Here is a 14,565-nt window from a genome sequence, read left to right on the forward strand (position 1 = left end):
GCGGCAAAGTGTGGCTTGAACCCGCTGCCGTTGCCGCAGCCGCCTAAATTTTTGGAAAAGCGAACATGACCGACCGTTACGCCGTTATCGGCAACCCGATTTCCCACAGCCAGTCGCCGTTCATTCATCAAGAGTTTGCCCGGGCCAGCGGCCAGGACATCAGCTATGAGAGGCTGTCTGCCGAACTGGGCGGTTTTCGCCAGGTGGTGGAGGCGTTTGTCGCCGCCGGCGGCAAGGGCCTCAACATCACGCTGCCGTTCAAGGGCGACGCCTTCCGTTTCGCGCAGGAGCTGACCGAGCGGGCGAGCGCCGCCGAGGCGGTGAACACGCTGACCTTCCGCGACGGCAAGGTCTACGGCGACAATACCGACGGCGTCGGCCTGGTGCGCGACATCGTGGAAAACCTGGACTATCCGATCGCCGGCCGGCGCGTGCTGATCCTGGGCGCGGGCGGCGCGGTGCGCGGCGTGCTGGAGCCCATCCTGGAGCAGAAGCCGGCGGCGCTCACCATCGCCAACCGCACCGTGATCAAGGCCGAGGCGCTGGCGCACCATTTCGCCCGCTGGGGCAAGGTTGAGGCGGTAGGCTACGACGCGCTGCAGGGCCGCAGCTTCGACATCATCATCAACGCCACCTCCACCAGCCTCAACAATGAGATGCCGCCGCTGCCGCACGGCGTGTTTACCGCCCGCACCCTGGCCTACGACATGGTGTACAGCAGCGGGCTGACGCCCTTCCTGCAGCGCGCGCAGGGGGAAAACGCCGGCATGCTGGCCGATGGCCTGGGCATGCTGGTGGAGCAGGCGGCCGAATCCTTCTCCATCTGGCGCGGCATCCAGCCGGATACGCGCAAGGTGACCAATATGCTGAGGGAAGTGTTGGCCTGAGCATGTCGCGACTGATATTCAAGTTGTTGGCGGCCCTGGCGGCCGCCTTTGTTCTGTATAACCTGTGGGTGTTCGGCCATGTGCTCTACTGGCGCGACCACAATCCCAGCGCCAGTTCCTTCATGAACGAGCGGCTAGCCAAGCTGCAGGCCGACGATCCGGACGCCGAGCTGAGCCAGCGCTGGGTGCCATACGAGAAGATTTCGCCCAATCTGAAGCGGGCGCTGATCGCCTCCGAGGACGCCCGTTTCGTCGACCACGAAGGCTTCGACTGGGACGGCATCGAGGCGGCGTTCGAGAAAAACCTGAAGAAAGGCAAGATCGTCGCCGGCGGCTCCACCATCAGCCAGCAACTGGCCAAGAACCTGTTTCTATCCAGCGGCAAGACGCCGTGGCGCAAGCTGGAGGAGGCGCTGATCACGCTGATGCTGGAGGCGGTGCTGGACAAGCGCCGCATCTACGAGATCTACCTCAATGTGATCGAGTGGGGCAACGGCGTGTTCGGCGCCGAGGCCGCCGCCCGCTACTACTACCATACCAGCGCGGCCAGGCTGTCGTCGTTCCAGGGCGCCAAGCTGGCGGCGATGGTGCCCAACCCGCGCTATTACGATACTCACCGCAACGCGCCGGGCCTGGCGCGCAAGACGCGCATCATCCAGCGGCGCATGGCTTACGTCGAACTGCCCTGAGCCGCCTGCCTGCGCTCCGATCCGCGCCTTCCCGCGCTGGTTGGAGCGCATTATTACCGTATGTTACAATCGCAACTTTCTTTCCGATTGCCGCGCGCAAGCTGCGGTAAGCGCAATGGACTTACCCGGTTACCCCGTAATCCAATCCCGTTATACCCTTAGCGAATAAGCCCGCCTCACACCGTCAGCACCCTGTGCGCCCTGTGGGCGGAAGGAGACGTGCATGACGGTTGCCTACAAGCAACAATCCGCCGATCGTCTGCAAGAAAGCCTGGGCCTGGTGCAAAGCCTGATCGAGCGCCAACGCCAGCTGGAACATCTTGTATCGCGCCAGGACGCCGCCGAATCGCCGGCCGTCGACCCCCTGGCGCCGCAACACAATCTGACCGAATTGCGCCAGAAACTGGCGCAGCTGCATCCGGCCGACATTGCCCATATCCTGGAGGCGCTGCCGCTGGAGGACCGCCTGCTGGCCTGGGACATGGCTGACGCCGCGCGCGACGGCCCCATTCTGCTGGAAGTCTCCGACGCGGTGCGCGAATCGCTGATCGAGGTGATGGACCAGGAGCAGCTGGTGGCGGCGGTGGGCGATCTGGACGCCGACGAGCTGGCCGAACTGGCGCCGGACCTGCCGCGCCAGGTCGTGTACGAAGTGATGGGGCGGCTGGACGAGGAGGAGCGCGGCCAGTTGCAGGCGGTGCTGTCCTATGGCGACGACCGCGTCGGCGCGCTGATGGATTTCGAGCTGGTGACCATCCGCGCCGACGTCAGCTGCGAGGTGGTGTTGCGTTACCTGCGCCGCTTCGACGAACTGCCGGGCCAGACCGACAAGATCTTCGTTACCGACGAGGCCGGCCATCTCAAGGGCGTGCTGTCCATCCGCAAGCTGCTGGTGTCCGACCCGGATGCCGGGGTGGCCCGGGTGATGGCCACCGAAGTGGTGAGCTTCCACCCGGACGAGGCGGCGCTGGACGCCGCGCTGGCCTTTGAACGCTATGACTTGGTGAGCGCGCCGGTGGTGGACGAGCGCGGCGTGCTGCTGGGCCGCTTGACCGTGGACGCGATGGTGGACGTGATCCGCGAGGAATCCGACAGCGAAGTGCTGAACCTGGCCGGTCTGAAGGAAGAGGAAGACCTGTTCGCGCCGGTGATGGATTCGGTGAGGAACCGCTGGTCCTGGCTGGCGATCAATCTGTGCACCGCCTTCTTCGCCTCGCGGGTCATCGGGGCCTTCGAGCATTCCATCGCCCAACTGGTGGCGCTGGCGGCCTTGATGCCCATCGTCGCCGGCATCGGCGGCAATTCCGGCAACCAGACCATCACCATGATCGTGCGCGCGCTGGCGATGGGCCAGATGCGCATCGGCCAGACCGGCCGGCTATGGCGCAAGGAGCTGGGCGTCAGCATCATCAACGGCATGGTGTGGGGCAGCGTGATCGGCGCGGTGGCCTGGCTGCTGTACGGCAGCGTATCGCTGGGCCTGGTGATGCTGGCGGCGATGACGCTCAACCTGATGCTGGCGGCCACCATGGGCGTGATGATTCCGACGCTGATGCAGAAGTTGGGGAAGGATCCGGCGCTCGGCTCCAGCGTGCTGATCACCGCCTGCACCGACTCAGGCGGCTTCCTGATTTTTCTCGGCCTGGCCACCTTATTCCTACTCTAAATCATGATGCTGACCATAGAACAGGCGCTGCGCCGCCACCCCTTGCCTCGGCTGGAAAGCCGCATGCTGCTGATGCATGCCTGGCCCGGCCTGAGCCATGCAACCATAGTCGGCTACCCCGAGAGGGAACTGGCGGAAGATATCGCAATGGTTTTTGACGCGCTGGCGGCGCGCCGGCTGGCCGGAGAGCCGATGGCTTACCTGCTGGGCGTGCGCGAATTCTACGGCCGCGACTTCGCGGTGAGCCCGGCGGTGCTGATCCCGCGGCCGGAAACCGAACACCTGATCGAGCAGGCGCTGTCGCGGCTGGACGCGGCCCAGCCGGCGCGGGTGGTGGACCTGGGCACCGGCAGCGGCATCATCGCCGTCACCCTGGCGCTGCAGGCGCCGCAGTGGCGCGTCAGCGCGGTGGACCTGTCGGCCGAGGCGCTGGAGGTGGCGAGCGGCAACGCGGCGGCTTTGGGCGCCCAGGTGGATTTCCGGCATGGCAGCTGGTTCGATCCGCTGGCGCCGGATGACAGATTCGAGCTGATCGTCTCCAATCCGCCGTATATCGAGCGCGGCGACCGCCACCTGGGCGAGGGCGACCTGCGCTTCGAGCCGCGCGGCGCGTTGACCGACGAAGCCGACGGCCTGGCCTGCCTGCGCGAGATTGCCGCTGGCGCGCCGGCTCGTCTGCTGCCGGCAGGCTGGCTGATGGTCGAGCACGGCTACGACCAGGGCGCCGCGGTGCGCGGGCTGTTTTGCGCCGCCGGTCTGCTGCAAGTGGAAACCATCCGCGACCTGGCCGGTCAGGACCGTATCACCATCGGGCAAAAACGGGCGGATTGATGTCTCCACGCTGGATTTCCTACTGGCCGGCGCTGCTGCTGGTTCCGCCGATCGCCGCCTTGTTGCTGTGGCCTGACGCCAACCGCCAGCTGTTCCTGGCGCTGCATCCTTGGCTGCATCATGCGCCGGCGCCGCTGTGGCGCTTCGCCAGCGTGTTCGGCGACTGGCCGACGGTGCTGGCGCTGCTGCTGGCCTTGAGTTGGCGCGCGCCGCAGCGGCTGCCGGCATTGGTGGTCGGCAGCATCGCCGCCATTTTGCTGGCCATTGCCTTGAAGGCCGGCTTCGCGGTGCCGAGGCCGCCCCTGGTGCTGCCGCACGGGATGGTGGATCTGCTGGACAAGCTGCCTGGCAATGGCTCCTTCCCCTCCGGCCACGCGATGGCGGTGGCGGCCTTGGCCACCTTCGCCTGGCATGGCGCGCGTTGGGGCAAGGCCGCCGGCTGGTGTCTGCTGGCGGCGCTGGTGATGCTGTCGCGCATCGCCATCGGCGTGCATTGGCCGCTGGACCTGCTGGCGGGGGCCATGCTGGGCTGGGCGTCGATGCGGCTGGCCCTGAGTCATGCCTGGCCCGCCGGCTGGGCGCGCGACGTCACCCGCACCGCGCAGATGATCCTGCTGGTGCTGTTGGCGGGCGAGCTGGCTTGGTTGCTGGGGCATCACGGGGTGTATGCCGAATACTGGCTGCGGGTGGGGATTGGCGCGCTGGTGCTGTTGTCGGGCTTTGCCAGACTGGCCCGCTCCGGCCGCTAGGCAAAACAAAGGCGGGCCCTGGGGCCCGCCCGAGGCGGCGATGGCGTTTCACGCCGCCTGCGGCGCATCAATGATGATGGCCGTGCTCGCCGTGGGCGTGGCCGTGGCTGACTTCCTCGGCGGATGCCGCGCGCACTTCGATCACCTTGGCGGAGAAGCGGATGCTCTGGCCTGCCAGCGGGTGGTTGGCATCGACGATGGCTTTGCCGTCGGCGATGTCGGTGACGCGGAACAGCAGCAGTTCGCCGGTTTCCGGATCATCGGCTTCGAATACCATGCCCACTTCCACATCGGCCGGGAACACGTCCAGGTCTTCCACGCGGACCAGCTCTTCTTCCGGGTCGCCGAAAGCGTCGTCCGGGGTCAGCTTGACGTCGATGGCATCGCCGACTGCCTTGCCTTCCAGCGCCTCTTCCACCAGCGGGAAGATGCCGTCGTAGCCGCCGTGCAGGTAGCTGATCGGCTCTTCGGTCTTGTCGAGGAGGTTGTTGTCGACATCGAACATCTCGTAGTGGAGGGTGACGATGGTGTTTTTGGCGATTTGCATGAGTTGGTTATCCGTGATGGATGGTAAAAAAACTTGACAGGGACGGTCCCGAGGGTGTTCCTTCCACCGCAAGATAGGGCGCTCGCGCTCCTGGCCATATTGTAAACCATAGACGGGCATCTTAGGCCCGTGAAACCGCAATGAACACTACAACTTTACTGGGCGGCATGTCGCCCGAGCAGTTCCTGGCCGAGTACTGGCACAAGAAGCCGCTGCTGATCCGTGGCGCCTTGACCGAGGTCGGTCCGCATGTCGATTTCTCCGTATTGTCGCAATTGGCGCAGCGAGACGACGCCGAGTCCAGGCTGATCGAATGCCGGCAGGGCCGCTGGCATCTGGAGCGCGGCCCGTTCCGCGCCGCGCGTTTCCGCAAGCTGGCGGAGACCGACTGGACCTTGCTGGTGCAGGGGGTGAATCATCATTTGCCGCATATCGACGAGATTTTGTGGCGTTTCAACTTCATCCCTTATGCCAGGCTGGACGACCTGATGATCAGCTATGCTCCGCCGGGTGGCACCGTGGGTCCGCATTTCGACGCCTACGATGTGTTCCTGCTGCAGGTGGGCGGCAGCAAGCGCTGGCAAATCTCGTCGCAGCACGACGACGATTTCATCGAGGACGCGCCGATCCGCGTGTTGAAAGACTTCCGCATGGAACAGGAGTTCGTGCTGGAGCACGGCGACATGCTCTACCTGCCGCCGCGCTATGCGCACCACGGCGTGGCGCTGGAGCCGGGCATGACCTATTCGATCGGATTCCGCGCGCCGCCGGCGCAGGAACTGGCCACCCAGTTCCTGGTTTATCTGCAGGACCGGGTCTGCCTGGACGGCGTGTATGCCGACCCTGACCTCAAGCTGCAGGCGGAGCCTGCGCGCATCGGCGAGGAAATGATAGAGCAGGTGTCCGGCCTGTTGTCGCAGATCCGCTGGGACAAGGCCACGGTTTGCGATTTTTTGGGCCATTACCTGACCGAGCCCAAGGCCCATGTGTTCTACGATGGCCCGAAAGAAGAGTTGGACGAGGAGGCGTTCATCGAAGCGATGGCAGCCCAGGGACTGGAATTGGATCGCAAGAGCCAGATTCTGTTCTGCGACGCCTGCGTCTACTGCAACGGAGAGAAAGTGGCGGCGGAGAACGGGGATTTTGACCACTGGCGGCAATTTGCCAACCATCGCCGGTTGGCTGCGGGCGAATATTCGGCCGATATGCTGGCTTCTTTGTACGATGGTTACTTGTCAGGTTATTGGCATTTGCTGGCTGATGTAGCACAATAACAACAGTTTTTGCACTTGTATCGAATTGGCAACGCGATGGATGGCTACATTTGGGGGGTAAACGCCCGTTTTTGTGCCTGCGCCATCCGCTGCCCGGCTTAGATTGGCAATGTGGTTTTTTTAGATTTTTGCCCTCTATACAGCTATTTTTTTCGTGATACAATTTGCTCACTGATGGATTTTCAGTCGCCCGGCTTATTGTCGAGACCGTGCGATAACTGACGTCTTGTTCAACTTATCCTCAAAGGTAAAGAAAAAATGAAACAGTCGCTCCTCGTTGCTGCCCTGCTGGCCGTAGCCCTGTCCGCTTGCGGTAAGAAAGAAGCTCCGGCTGAGGCTTCCGCTCCTGCAGTTGAAGCTTCCGCTCCGGCCGCTTCGGCTCCGGCTGCTGACGCTTCCGCTCCGGCTGCTTCCGCTCCGGCTGCTGACGCTTCTGCTCCGGCTGCTTCCGCTGCCAAGTAATTCGCAGCAAGCAACATCAAAAAAACCGGCTTCGGCCGGTTTTTTTGTGCCTGCCATTCAGTGGCTTATTAGCCATAGTTGTAAATTTGGTGGAAAAACCACAGAAATTGCCGCGAAATACAAAACGTTACATATTGCGGGACGAGACGGCTCGGATCGATTGGAATCTGGCAACTTGATTCATCCTATCCGATAAATAGATGTGCCCGGCATAAAAAACAGCCCGCAGATGCGGGCTGTTGTTTTTTCGGCTGGAGCCTGTTGCGTTATTGCAGTTCGGTCTGCAGTTTCCCCAGCGCGGCTTTGACGAACTCGTCGGACAGCGGCTTGCCCTGCTTGTCCTGGATCTGCAGCGTGGTGTTGCCGCCGGACTGCTCCACCAGCTTGATCCGGTATTCCTGCTCGGTCGGCTTCACGGACTTGCCGTCGCTGCTCTTCCAGAAGGCCAGGCTGGACCAGAAGCCGCCGCCGGAGTCTTCCTTGCTGTCGGTCTCGCCCTTGGCCGGCTTCACGTAGTACAGGCCCTGCGAGCGGTCGCGGTCGGTGACGATCAGGCCGACGCGGTCCAGCGCCAGGCCGACGCGGCGCCAGGCGCGGTCGAAGCCGTCGGCGAGCTGCAGCTGGCCATCGACGATGGGGTCTTGCGGCTTGGCCGGCTTGGCCAGGGTCTGCTGCACCTGAGCCTTGGCCTTCTCTTCGGTCATGCCCAGGCGGATCATGAAGCGACCCAGCAGTTCGGCTTCCAGGTTGGGATCGGTCGGGCGCGCCTGCCAGATGGTGTTGGTCTTGCTGTTGTCGGCATAGATCTCTTCCATGCCGCGATGCGAGAAGTACACCTCGGTGCCCTGCGGCGTGTTTTCCAGGCGGATGCGGAACTTGTCGCGTTCGCCGGTGGAGTAGACGCTGCCGAGGCCGACGGTTTCCAGCAGTTTGCGCAGGCCGTCGTTGGGCAGTTTGGCGCGGTTTTCCGCCCAGTCGGTTTCCATGATGCCGACGCCTGGGTCTTCAGTCTTGATGACGAAGCCGTTCTCCTGCCAGAAGGCCTTAAGCACCGGCCACAATTCGGCGGCCTTTTTGTTGCCCACCAGCAGCCAGCGTTGGGTGCCGGCGCGCTCCATGCGGACATTGTCCAGCTGGTTGATGGCAACCGGCGAGGCGGCAGCCGCAACGGCGGGATCGGCGCTGGCAGTGGTGACGCCGCCGGGCAGGTTGTATTTGTTCTGGATCTGCGGGGTGGTCAGATCGGGCGGAACTTCCAGGCTGTTGACCGTGGCTTTCGGCGCGTCGGACTTGTAGTCCAGCGGCTTGGTAAGCGGTTGTTCGGTACTGCAAGCGGCCATAATGCCAGTTGCCAGCAAAATCGCGACGGACGCGCTGTGTTTCATGCGGACTCCCATCGTGCAAGGGATGATCAAAGGACTTCTGCTTGTTTCAGGGCCGCTTCGACGGCTGCCTCGGCAGCCTGGCTGAGCGGGGTGAGCGGCAGGCGGATGCCTTCGGGGATGCGTTGCATCCGCGCGAGGGCCCACTTGGCCGGGATAGGGTTGGGCTCGACGAACAGCTGCTTGTGCAGGCCTTGCAGCTTGTCGTTGATGGCGCGGGCGCGTTCGGCCTTGCCGCCGATGGCGGCGGCGCACAGCTCGCTCATCTGCCTGGGGGCGATGTTGGCGGTGACCGAGATCACGCCGTTGCCGCCGCACAGCATGAAGGCCATGCCGCTGGCGTCGTCGCCGGAATACAGCGCAAAGTCGGCAGGCGCGCGCAGCCTCAGGTCGCACAGGCGGGCGATGTCGCCAGTGGCGTCCTTCAAGCCGACGATATTGGGGTGTTCGGCCAGGCGCAGCGCGGTGTCGTTGCTCATGTCGGCCACGGTGCGGCCGGGCACATTATAAAGGATGACCGGCAACGCGCTGGCGTCGGCGATCGCCTTGAAATGCTGGTACAGGCCTTCCTGGGTGGGCTTGTTGTAGTAGGGCACTACCGACAGCAGCATGTCGGCGCCAGCCTCTGCCGAGCGTTGCCCCAGCTCGATGGCTTCGGCGGTGGCGTTGCCGCCGGCTCCGGCGATGACCTTGACGCGTCCGGCAGCGTATTTGACTACGGCTGCGACCACTTCGATATGTTCTTCCACAGACAATGTGGCCGATTCGCCGGTGGTGCCGACGGCGACGATGCCGGCAGTGCCGTTTTCGATGTGGAACTCAACCAATCGTTGCAACGCTGCAAAGTCTACCGCGCCGTCCTGCGACATCGGAGTGACCAGAGCTACCAAGCTGCCGGTAAGCATAGTTCTGCCTATCTGGGATAAGGATTTACAAGGCTTACGATTGTAGCGGAATTCGTCTGGCTGGCAAAAGTTCGTGGAGAGGCGGCGGCGGGGGCTTCGGGAACGTCAGGTGATTGTGCTAGAATCCTACGTTTTTCCGATACTTACGGCGAGCTGGCTGAAGGATCCTCAAGCGTGATTACCACAAGCAACATTACCATGCAGTTTGGCGTGAAACCTTTGTTCGAAAAGGTGACCGTCAAATTCGGCGAAGGCAACCGTTACGGCCTGATCGGCGCCAACGGCTCCGGCAAATCCACTTTCATGAAGATTCTGGGCGGCGACCTGGAGCAGACCTCGGGGGAAGTCGCCATCGAGAACGGCCTGCGCCTGGGCAAGCTGCGCCAGGATCAGTTCGGCTACGAAGATCAGCGCGTGATCGACGTGGTGATGATGGGCCATACCGAGATGTGGGCGGCGATGAGCGAACGCGATGCGATCTACGCCAATCTCGAAGCCACCGAAGACGACTACATGCACGCGGCCGAACTGGAGGCCAAGTTCGCCGAGTACGACGGCTACACCGCCGAAGCGCGCGCCGGCGAGCTGCTGATGGGCGTCGGCATTCCGGTTGAACAGCATTTCGGCCCGATGAGCGAAGTGGCTCCCGGCTGGAAGTTGCGCGTGCTCTTGGCGCAGGCGCTGTTCTCCAACCCGGACATCCTGTTGCTGGACGAACCGACCAACAACCTGGACATCAACACCATCCGCTGGCTGGAACACGTGCTCAACGAGCGCAACGCCACCATGATCATCATCTCGCACGACCGTCACTTCCTGAACTCGGTCTGCACCCACATGGCGGATCTGGACTACAACACCATCCGCATCTACCCGGGCAACTACGACGACTACATGATCGCCTCGGCCCAGGCGCGCGAACGCCAGTTGAGCTCCAACAGCAAGGCCAAGGAGCGGATCCAGGAACTGCAGGAGTTCGTCGCCCGCTTCTCGGCCAACAAGTCCAAGGCCCGCCAGGCTACCAGCCGCCTGAAGCAGGTGGACAAGCTGAAGTCCGAGATGGTGGAAGTGAAGCCGTCCAGCCGGCAAAACCCGTTCATCCGCTTCGAGATGGACGACAAGTTCAAGCTGCACCGCCAGGCCGTTGAGGTGGAAAACCTCAACAAGGCCTACGACAACAAGGTGCTGTTCAAGGACCTGAACCTGATCCTGGAAGCCGGCGCCCGTCTGGCGGTGATCGGCCCCAACGGCGCGGGCAAGACCTCGCTGGCCAAGCTGCTGGCCGGCGCTTTCGACCCCAAGTTCGCCGAAGGGCTGACTGCCGACTACGGCAGCATCAAGTGGGCGGAGAAGGCGCAGATCGGCTACTTCGCGCAGGACCACGAAGCCGACTTCGACAGCGACTGGACCTTGACCGAGTGGATGCGGCAATGGGGCCAGGAGGGCGACGACGAGCAGGTGATCCGCGCCACGCTGGGCCGCCTGCTGTTCGGCGGCGACGAGGTGGGCAAGCCGGTGCGCGTGCTGTCCGGCGGCGAGAAGGGCCGCATGCTGTACGGCAAGCTGCTGCTGCAGAAGCCCAATGTGATGATCATGGACGAACCCACCAACCACATGGACATGGAGTCGATCGAATCCCTGAACATGGCGCTGGAAAAGTACAAGGGCACCCTGATCTTCGTATCGCACGACCGCCAGTTTGTAAGCTCGCTGGCCACCCACGTGCTGGAACTGGATGGCAAGGGTGGTTACGACTACTACACCGGCAACTACGAAGATTATCTGGCCAGCAAGGGCCTGGAGTAAATTCGGATACGGTCTGTCACAGGCCGTAGCTTTACCGGCGGGAGGGCGTGCGCTATATTGCGGTGCACAAACTCCCGCTTTTCATATGCGCCGTCCGCGGCGCGACAACAACAATCAGGGACCTGGCCGGGAAGGCCGATGCTGGAGACATCACGTGCTCATCCGTCCTGGTGATCTGGTGAGATCTGCAAAGTGAAAAAAGGGAATACCATGCGTTTAAAAGGGAAAGTGTCCATCATCACCGGTTCGGCCAGCGGCATCGGCAAGGCCACCGCCGAGAAATTCGTCAAGGAAGGCGCCATCGTCGCGGTGTGCGACCTGAACACGGAGGCCGTCAACGCCGTGGTTGACGAGCTGAAGGCGCTGGGCGGCGAAGCCTACGGCTACAAGGTGGATGTGACCAACAAGGGCCAGATCGCCGAGATGGTGGCCGATCTGAAAAACCGCTGCGGCCGCATCGACGTGCTGGTCAACAACGCCGGCATCGTGCAGGACGCGCAACTGATCAAGATGAGCGAAGACCAGTTTGACAAGGTGATCGACATCAACCTGAAGGGCGTCTACAACTGTGCCCGCGCCGTGGTGGACACCATGGTGGAGCAGGGCGGCGGCGTGATCCTCAACGCATCTTCGGTCGTGGGCGTCTATGGCAACTTCGGCCAGACCAACTACGCCGCGGCCAAGTTCGGCGTAATCGGCTTCGTCAAGACCTGGGCCAAGGAGCTGGGCAAGAAGGGCATTCGCGCCAATGCGGTGTGCCCGGGCTTTGTCGCCACTCCGATCCTGAAGGCGATGCCGGAAAAGGTGCTGCAGGCGATGGAAGACAAAGTGCCGATGCGCCGCATGGCAGATCCGGCCGAGATCGCCAACGTCTACGCCTTCCTGGCGTCGGACGAGGCCAGCTACATCAACGGCGCGGCGATCGAAGTGACGGGCGGCCTGACGCTGTAAGGGCTCGCCGCGGATGCGGGGTCATCGGCTATGGTTTGCGCGTCTGGAGCGGGCGCCTGCTGCGGTTTGGCGATGGCTCCCGCCGCCGGCCGCGCAAAATCCGGCCAGCCAGGGAGGCGTCTATATATGAGTGGCAAAACGTTTGCCGTGCCGGAGGACGAGGTCGAACTCAGCGCCATCCGCGCGCAAGGCGCGGGCGGGCAGAACGTTAACAAGGTGTCGTCGGCGATCCACCTGCGGTTCGACGTGCGCGCCTCGTCGTTGCCGGACTGGCTCAAGCAGCGCCTGCTGCAGCTGGGCGACCAGCGGGTGAGCAAGGACGGCACGGTGGTGATCAAGGCCCAGCAGCACCGCACGCAGGAGCAGAATCGCGCCGATGCGCTGTTGCGCCTGCAGGCCTTGATCGACGGCGCCAGCCATACGCCCAAGGCGCGCCGGGCCACCAAGCCGACCTTCGGCTCCAAGCAGCGCCGCCTGGCAAGCAAGGCCAATCGCAGCGGGACCAAGGCTTTGCGGGGCAAGGTGGATATCTGAAGAGCAGGCTTGCCGAGTCCGAGGCCGGCGGCGTTGATCGCCGCTGCATGCGCCAACAAAACGCCCCGCGCGCTTGCCGGGGCGTTGTCTTTGGGCGAGGAGCCTTATTCGTCCAGCTCGCCGTCGTGCGCCAGCAGCGCCGAGTCCACTTCGCGCCGGTGCAGGTGCGGGGCGAACAGCTCGATGAAGGTGTAGGCGAAGCCGCGCAGATAGGCGTCCTTGCGTATGCCTATCTTGGTGGTGGACGGCTCGAACAGGTGGCTGGCGTCCATCGCCACCAGGCTCTGATCGCGCTCCGGCTCGAAGGCCATGCTGGCGATGATGCCTATGCCCAGGCCCAGCGAGACGTAGGTCTTGATCACGTCGGTATCGATGGCGGTAAGCACCACATTGGGCGTCAGGCCCTCGTCGGCGAACGACTTGTTGATCTTGGAGCGGCCGGCGAAGGCGAAGTCATAGGTGACGATGGGATAGTTGGCGATATCGGCCAGCGTCATCTTTCTGTCCAGTTGGGAGAGCGGGTGGCCGCGCGGCACCACGACCGAGCGGTTCCATTCGTAACAGGGCAGCATCGCCAGTTCCTTGTACAGCGAGATGCCCTCGGTGGCGATGGCGAGGTCGGCTTCGCCGGATACCACCATTTCACAGATCTGCGTCGGGCTGCCCTGCTTCAGCGACAGGCGCACCTTGGGATAGCGGCGCACGAATTCGGCTATCGCCTGCGGCAGCGCGTAACGGGCCTGGGTGTGGGTGGTGGCGATGATGAGCGCACCTTCCGATTCGCGGGAGAACTCGTCGCCGACGCGCTTGAGGTTCTGCGCTTCGCGCAGGATGCGTTCCGAGATGCGCAGCACTTCCTTGCCGGGCTCGGACACCGATACCACCCGCTTGCCGTTGCGGATGAACACCTGAATGCCCAGTTCGTCCTCCAGCAAGCGGATCTGCTTGGAAATGCCGGGCTGCGAGGTATGCAGCTTCTCGGCGGCTTCGGAAACGTTCAGCCCCTGTTTGGCCACTTCCACCAGGTAGCGAAGTTGTTGTAGCTTCATCTTTTCGACCTGCCCTCTATAAAACCTGTAGTCATTAAATACTAACACAATATTCTTTTAGGTTTATAAGCGCTTTGGTTAGGATAAGCTCGAACCATCCCCGGAGCGCTCGATGAGCCTGGAGTCAAAACTCGCCGCTACCACGGTCCTGCTGCAAACCATCGCCAAAGCGCATCCCGACGCGGCGCTGGCCAACAGCTACGGCGCCGAAGACATGGTGCTGACCGATCTGATCGCCAGCCTGGGCCTGCCGCTGCAGAGCTTCAGCCTGGACACCGGCCGTTTGCCGGCGGAAACCTACGCTTTGATGCAACAGGTGGCCGAGCGTTATCCGGCGCACCCGGTCAAGGTCTACTTTCCCGATACGACCGCCACCGAGTCTTACGTCAACCTGCATGGAATCAACGGCTTCTATCAGAGCGTGGCGCTGCGCAAGTCCTGTTGCCAGGTGCGCAAGATTGAGCCGCTCAAACGCGCGCTGACCGGCCGTTCGGCCTGGATTACCGGTCTGAGGCGCGAGCAGTCGCCCACCCGCCAGGATCTGGCCAGCCAAGAATACGACGCCGACAACGGTCTGGAGAAGTTCAGCCCGCTGTTGGAGTGGACCGAGGCCGAGGTATGGCAATACCTGCGTGAGCGCCAGGTGCCGTACAACGCGCTGCACGACCGCCATTACCCGTCGATCGGCTGCGCGCCCTGTACCCGCGCCATCAGCGTGGGCGAGGATGTGCGCGCCGGCCGCTGGTGGTGGGAGAACCCGGAAACCAAGGAGTGCGGGCTGCACGTCAAGGCCAGTCCGCTGCAACGTCCCGTCTGATCCTGCCGGCCTGCAG

14 protein-coding genes are annotated in these 14,565 nt (G+C 63.1%); 10 read left to right on the forward strand and 4 right to left on the reverse strand.

Annotated features, from left to right (window positions below; translation table 11 throughout):
- The first annotated feature begins 65 nt into the window (after positions 1-65).
- From aroE to BI347_RS05715, 5 genes are all read left to right on the forward strand, one after another.
- Positions 66-887, forward strand: coding sequence for a shikimate dehydrogenase (aroE, locus tag BI347_RS05695; RefSeq protein WP_071113696.1), 822 nt, complete (start codon positions 66-68; stop codon positions 885-887).
- Between the two features lie 2 nt (positions 888-889).
- Complete coding sequence (mtgA, locus tag BI347_RS05700; protein ID WP_071113697.1) at positions 890-1,576, forward strand: monofunctional biosynthetic peptidoglycan transglycosylase; 687 nt, start codon at positions 890-892, stop codon at positions 1,574-1,576.
- A 223-nt stretch (positions 1,577-1,799) separates the two neighbouring features.
- Complete coding sequence (gene mgtE, locus BI347_RS05705; RefSeq protein WP_071113698.1) at positions 1,800-3,242, forward strand: magnesium transporter; 1,443 nt, start codon at positions 1,800-1,802, stop codon at positions 3,240-3,242.
- Positions 3,243-3,251: 9 nt separating this feature from the next.
- The gene (prmC, locus tag BI347_RS05710) at positions 3,252-4,073 is read left to right on the forward strand and encodes a peptide chain release factor N(5)-glutamine methyltransferase (RefSeq protein ID WP_071116349.1); all 822 of its coding nucleotides are present in this window, start codon (positions 3,252-3,254) and stop codon (positions 4,071-4,073) included.
- Complete coding sequence (locus BI347_RS05715; protein ID WP_071113699.1) at positions 4,073-4,822, forward strand: phosphatase PAP2 family protein; 750 nt, start codon at positions 4,073-4,075, stop codon at positions 4,820-4,822. Before prmC ends, BI347_RS05715 begins: the two co-directional genes overlap by 1 nt.
- A 67-nt stretch (positions 4,823-4,889) precedes the next feature.
- Here the strand turns inward: BI347_RS05715 and BI347_RS05720 are convergent, their stop codons facing one another.
- Entirely contained in the window at positions 4,890-5,369 is a 480-nt protein-coding gene (locus tag BI347_RS05720; RefSeq protein ID WP_071113700.1) for an FKBP-type peptidyl-prolyl cis-trans isomerase, read from the reverse strand.
- A gap of 140 nt (positions 5,370-5,509) precedes the next feature.
- Here BI347_RS05720 and BI347_RS05725 point away from each other — a divergent pair, with 140 nt between their 5' ends.
- Positions 5,510-6,643 (forward strand): ribosomal protein uL16 3-hydroxylase, encoded by a 1,134-nt coding sequence (locus BI347_RS05725; protein ID WP_071115486.1) that lies wholly within the window; start codon positions 5,510-5,512, stop codon positions 6,641-6,643.
- A 728-nt stretch (positions 6,644-7,371) separates the two neighbouring features.
- Here BI347_RS05725 and bamC read toward each other — a convergent pair.
- Both bamC and dapA read right to left on the reverse strand, forming a co-directional pair.
- The gene (gene bamC, locus BI347_RS05730; protein ID WP_239690826.1) at positions 7,372-8,445 is read right to left on the reverse strand and encodes an outer membrane protein assembly factor BamC; all 1,074 of its coding nucleotides are present in this window, start codon (positions 8,443-8,445) and stop codon (positions 7,372-7,374) included.
- A gap of 71 nt (positions 8,446-8,516) precedes the next feature.
- Positions 8,517-9,392: a 4-hydroxy-tetrahydrodipicolinate synthase gene (dapA, locus tag BI347_RS05735; protein ID WP_071113702.1), complete on the reverse strand. Its 876-nt coding sequence runs from the start codon at positions 9,390-9,392 to the stop codon at positions 8,517-8,519.
- Positions 9,393-9,566: 174 nt separating this feature from the next.
- Here dapA and BI347_RS05740 point away from each other — a divergent pair, with 174 nt between their 5' ends.
- From BI347_RS05740 to arfB, 3 genes are all read left to right on the forward strand, one after another.
- Positions 9,567-11,198 (forward strand): ABC-F family ATPase, encoded by a 1,632-nt coding sequence (locus BI347_RS05740; RefSeq protein WP_071113703.1) that lies wholly within the window; start codon positions 9,567-9,569, stop codon positions 11,196-11,198.
- Between the two features lie 210 nt (positions 11,199-11,408).
- Positions 11,409-12,149, forward strand: a complete 741-nt coding sequence (gene fabG / locus BI347_RS05745) for a 3-oxoacyl-ACP reductase FabG (protein WP_071113704.1) — start codon at positions 11,409-11,411, stop codon at positions 12,147-12,149.
- Positions 12,150-12,275: 126 nt separating this feature from the next.
- Positions 12,276-12,683, forward strand: a complete 408-nt coding sequence (arfB, locus tag BI347_RS05750) for an alternative ribosome rescue aminoacyl-tRNA hydrolase ArfB (protein WP_071113705.1) — start codon at positions 12,276-12,278, stop codon at positions 12,681-12,683.
- Positions 12,684-12,787: 104 nt separating this feature from the next.
- Here arfB and cysB read toward each other — a convergent pair whose 3' ends face one another.
- On the reverse strand, positions 12,788-13,732 hold the full coding sequence (gene cysB, locus BI347_RS05755) for an HTH-type transcriptional regulator CysB (protein ID WP_071113706.1): 945 nt from the start codon (positions 13,730-13,732) through the stop codon (positions 12,788-12,790).
- A gap of 112 nt (positions 13,733-13,844) precedes the next feature.
- On the opposite strand from cysB, the gene BI347_RS05760 reads away from it, so the two are divergent.
- Positions 13,845-14,549, forward strand: coding sequence for a phosphoadenylyl-sulfate reductase (locus BI347_RS05760; protein WP_071113707.1), 705 nt, complete (start codon positions 13,845-13,847; stop codon positions 14,547-14,549).
- Positions 14,550-14,565: the final 16 nt, after the last annotated feature.

It is taken from the genome of Chromobacterium sphagni (assembly GCF_001855575.1).
GTDB lineage: Bacteria > Pseudomonadota > Gammaproteobacteria > Burkholderiales > Chromobacteriaceae > Chromobacterium > Chromobacterium sphagni.

Coding starts and splice junctions, on each gene's coding strand:
- fabG (WP_071113704.1), top strand. CDS start 11,409: ATGCGTTTAAAAGGGAAAGTGTCCATCATCACCGGTTCGGCCAGCGGC.
- mtgA (WP_071113697.1), top strand. CDS start 890: ATGTCGCGACTGATATTCAAGTTGTTGGCGGCCCTGGCGGCCGCCTTT.
- dapA (WP_071113702.1), bottom strand. CDS start 9,392: ATGCTTACCGGCAGCTTGGTAGCTCTGGTCACTCCGATGTCGCAGGAC.
- mgtE (WP_071113698.1), top strand. CDS start 1,800: ATGACGGTTGCCTACAAGCAACAATCCGCCGATCGTCTGCAAGAAAGC.
- bamC (WP_239690826.1), bottom strand. CDS start 8,445: ATGGCCGCTTGCAGTACCGAACAACCGCTTACCAAGCCGCTGGACTAC.
- BI347_RS05725 (WP_071115486.1), top strand. CDS start 5,510: ATGAACACTACAACTTTACTGGGCGGCATGTCGCCCGAGCAGTTCCTG.
- BI347_RS05760 (WP_071113707.1), top strand. CDS start 13,845: ATGAGCCTGGAGTCAAAACTCGCCGCTACCACGGTCCTGCTGCAAACC.
- aroE (WP_071113696.1), top strand. CDS start 66: ATGACCGACCGTTACGCCGTTATCGGCAACCCGATTTCCCACAGCCAG.
- BI347_RS05720 (WP_071113700.1), bottom strand. CDS start 5,369: ATGCAAATCGCCAAAAACACCATCGTCACCCTCCACTACGAGATGTTC.
- BI347_RS05715 (WP_071113699.1), top strand. CDS start 4,073: ATGTCTCCACGCTGGATTTCCTACTGGCCGGCGCTGCTGCTGGTTCCG.
- cysB (WP_071113706.1), bottom strand. CDS start 13,732: ATGAAGCTACAACAACTTCGCTACCTGGTGGAAGTGGCCAAACAGGGG.
- arfB (WP_071113705.1), top strand. CDS start 12,276: ATGAGTGGCAAAACGTTTGCCGTGCCGGAGGACGAGGTCGAACTCAGC.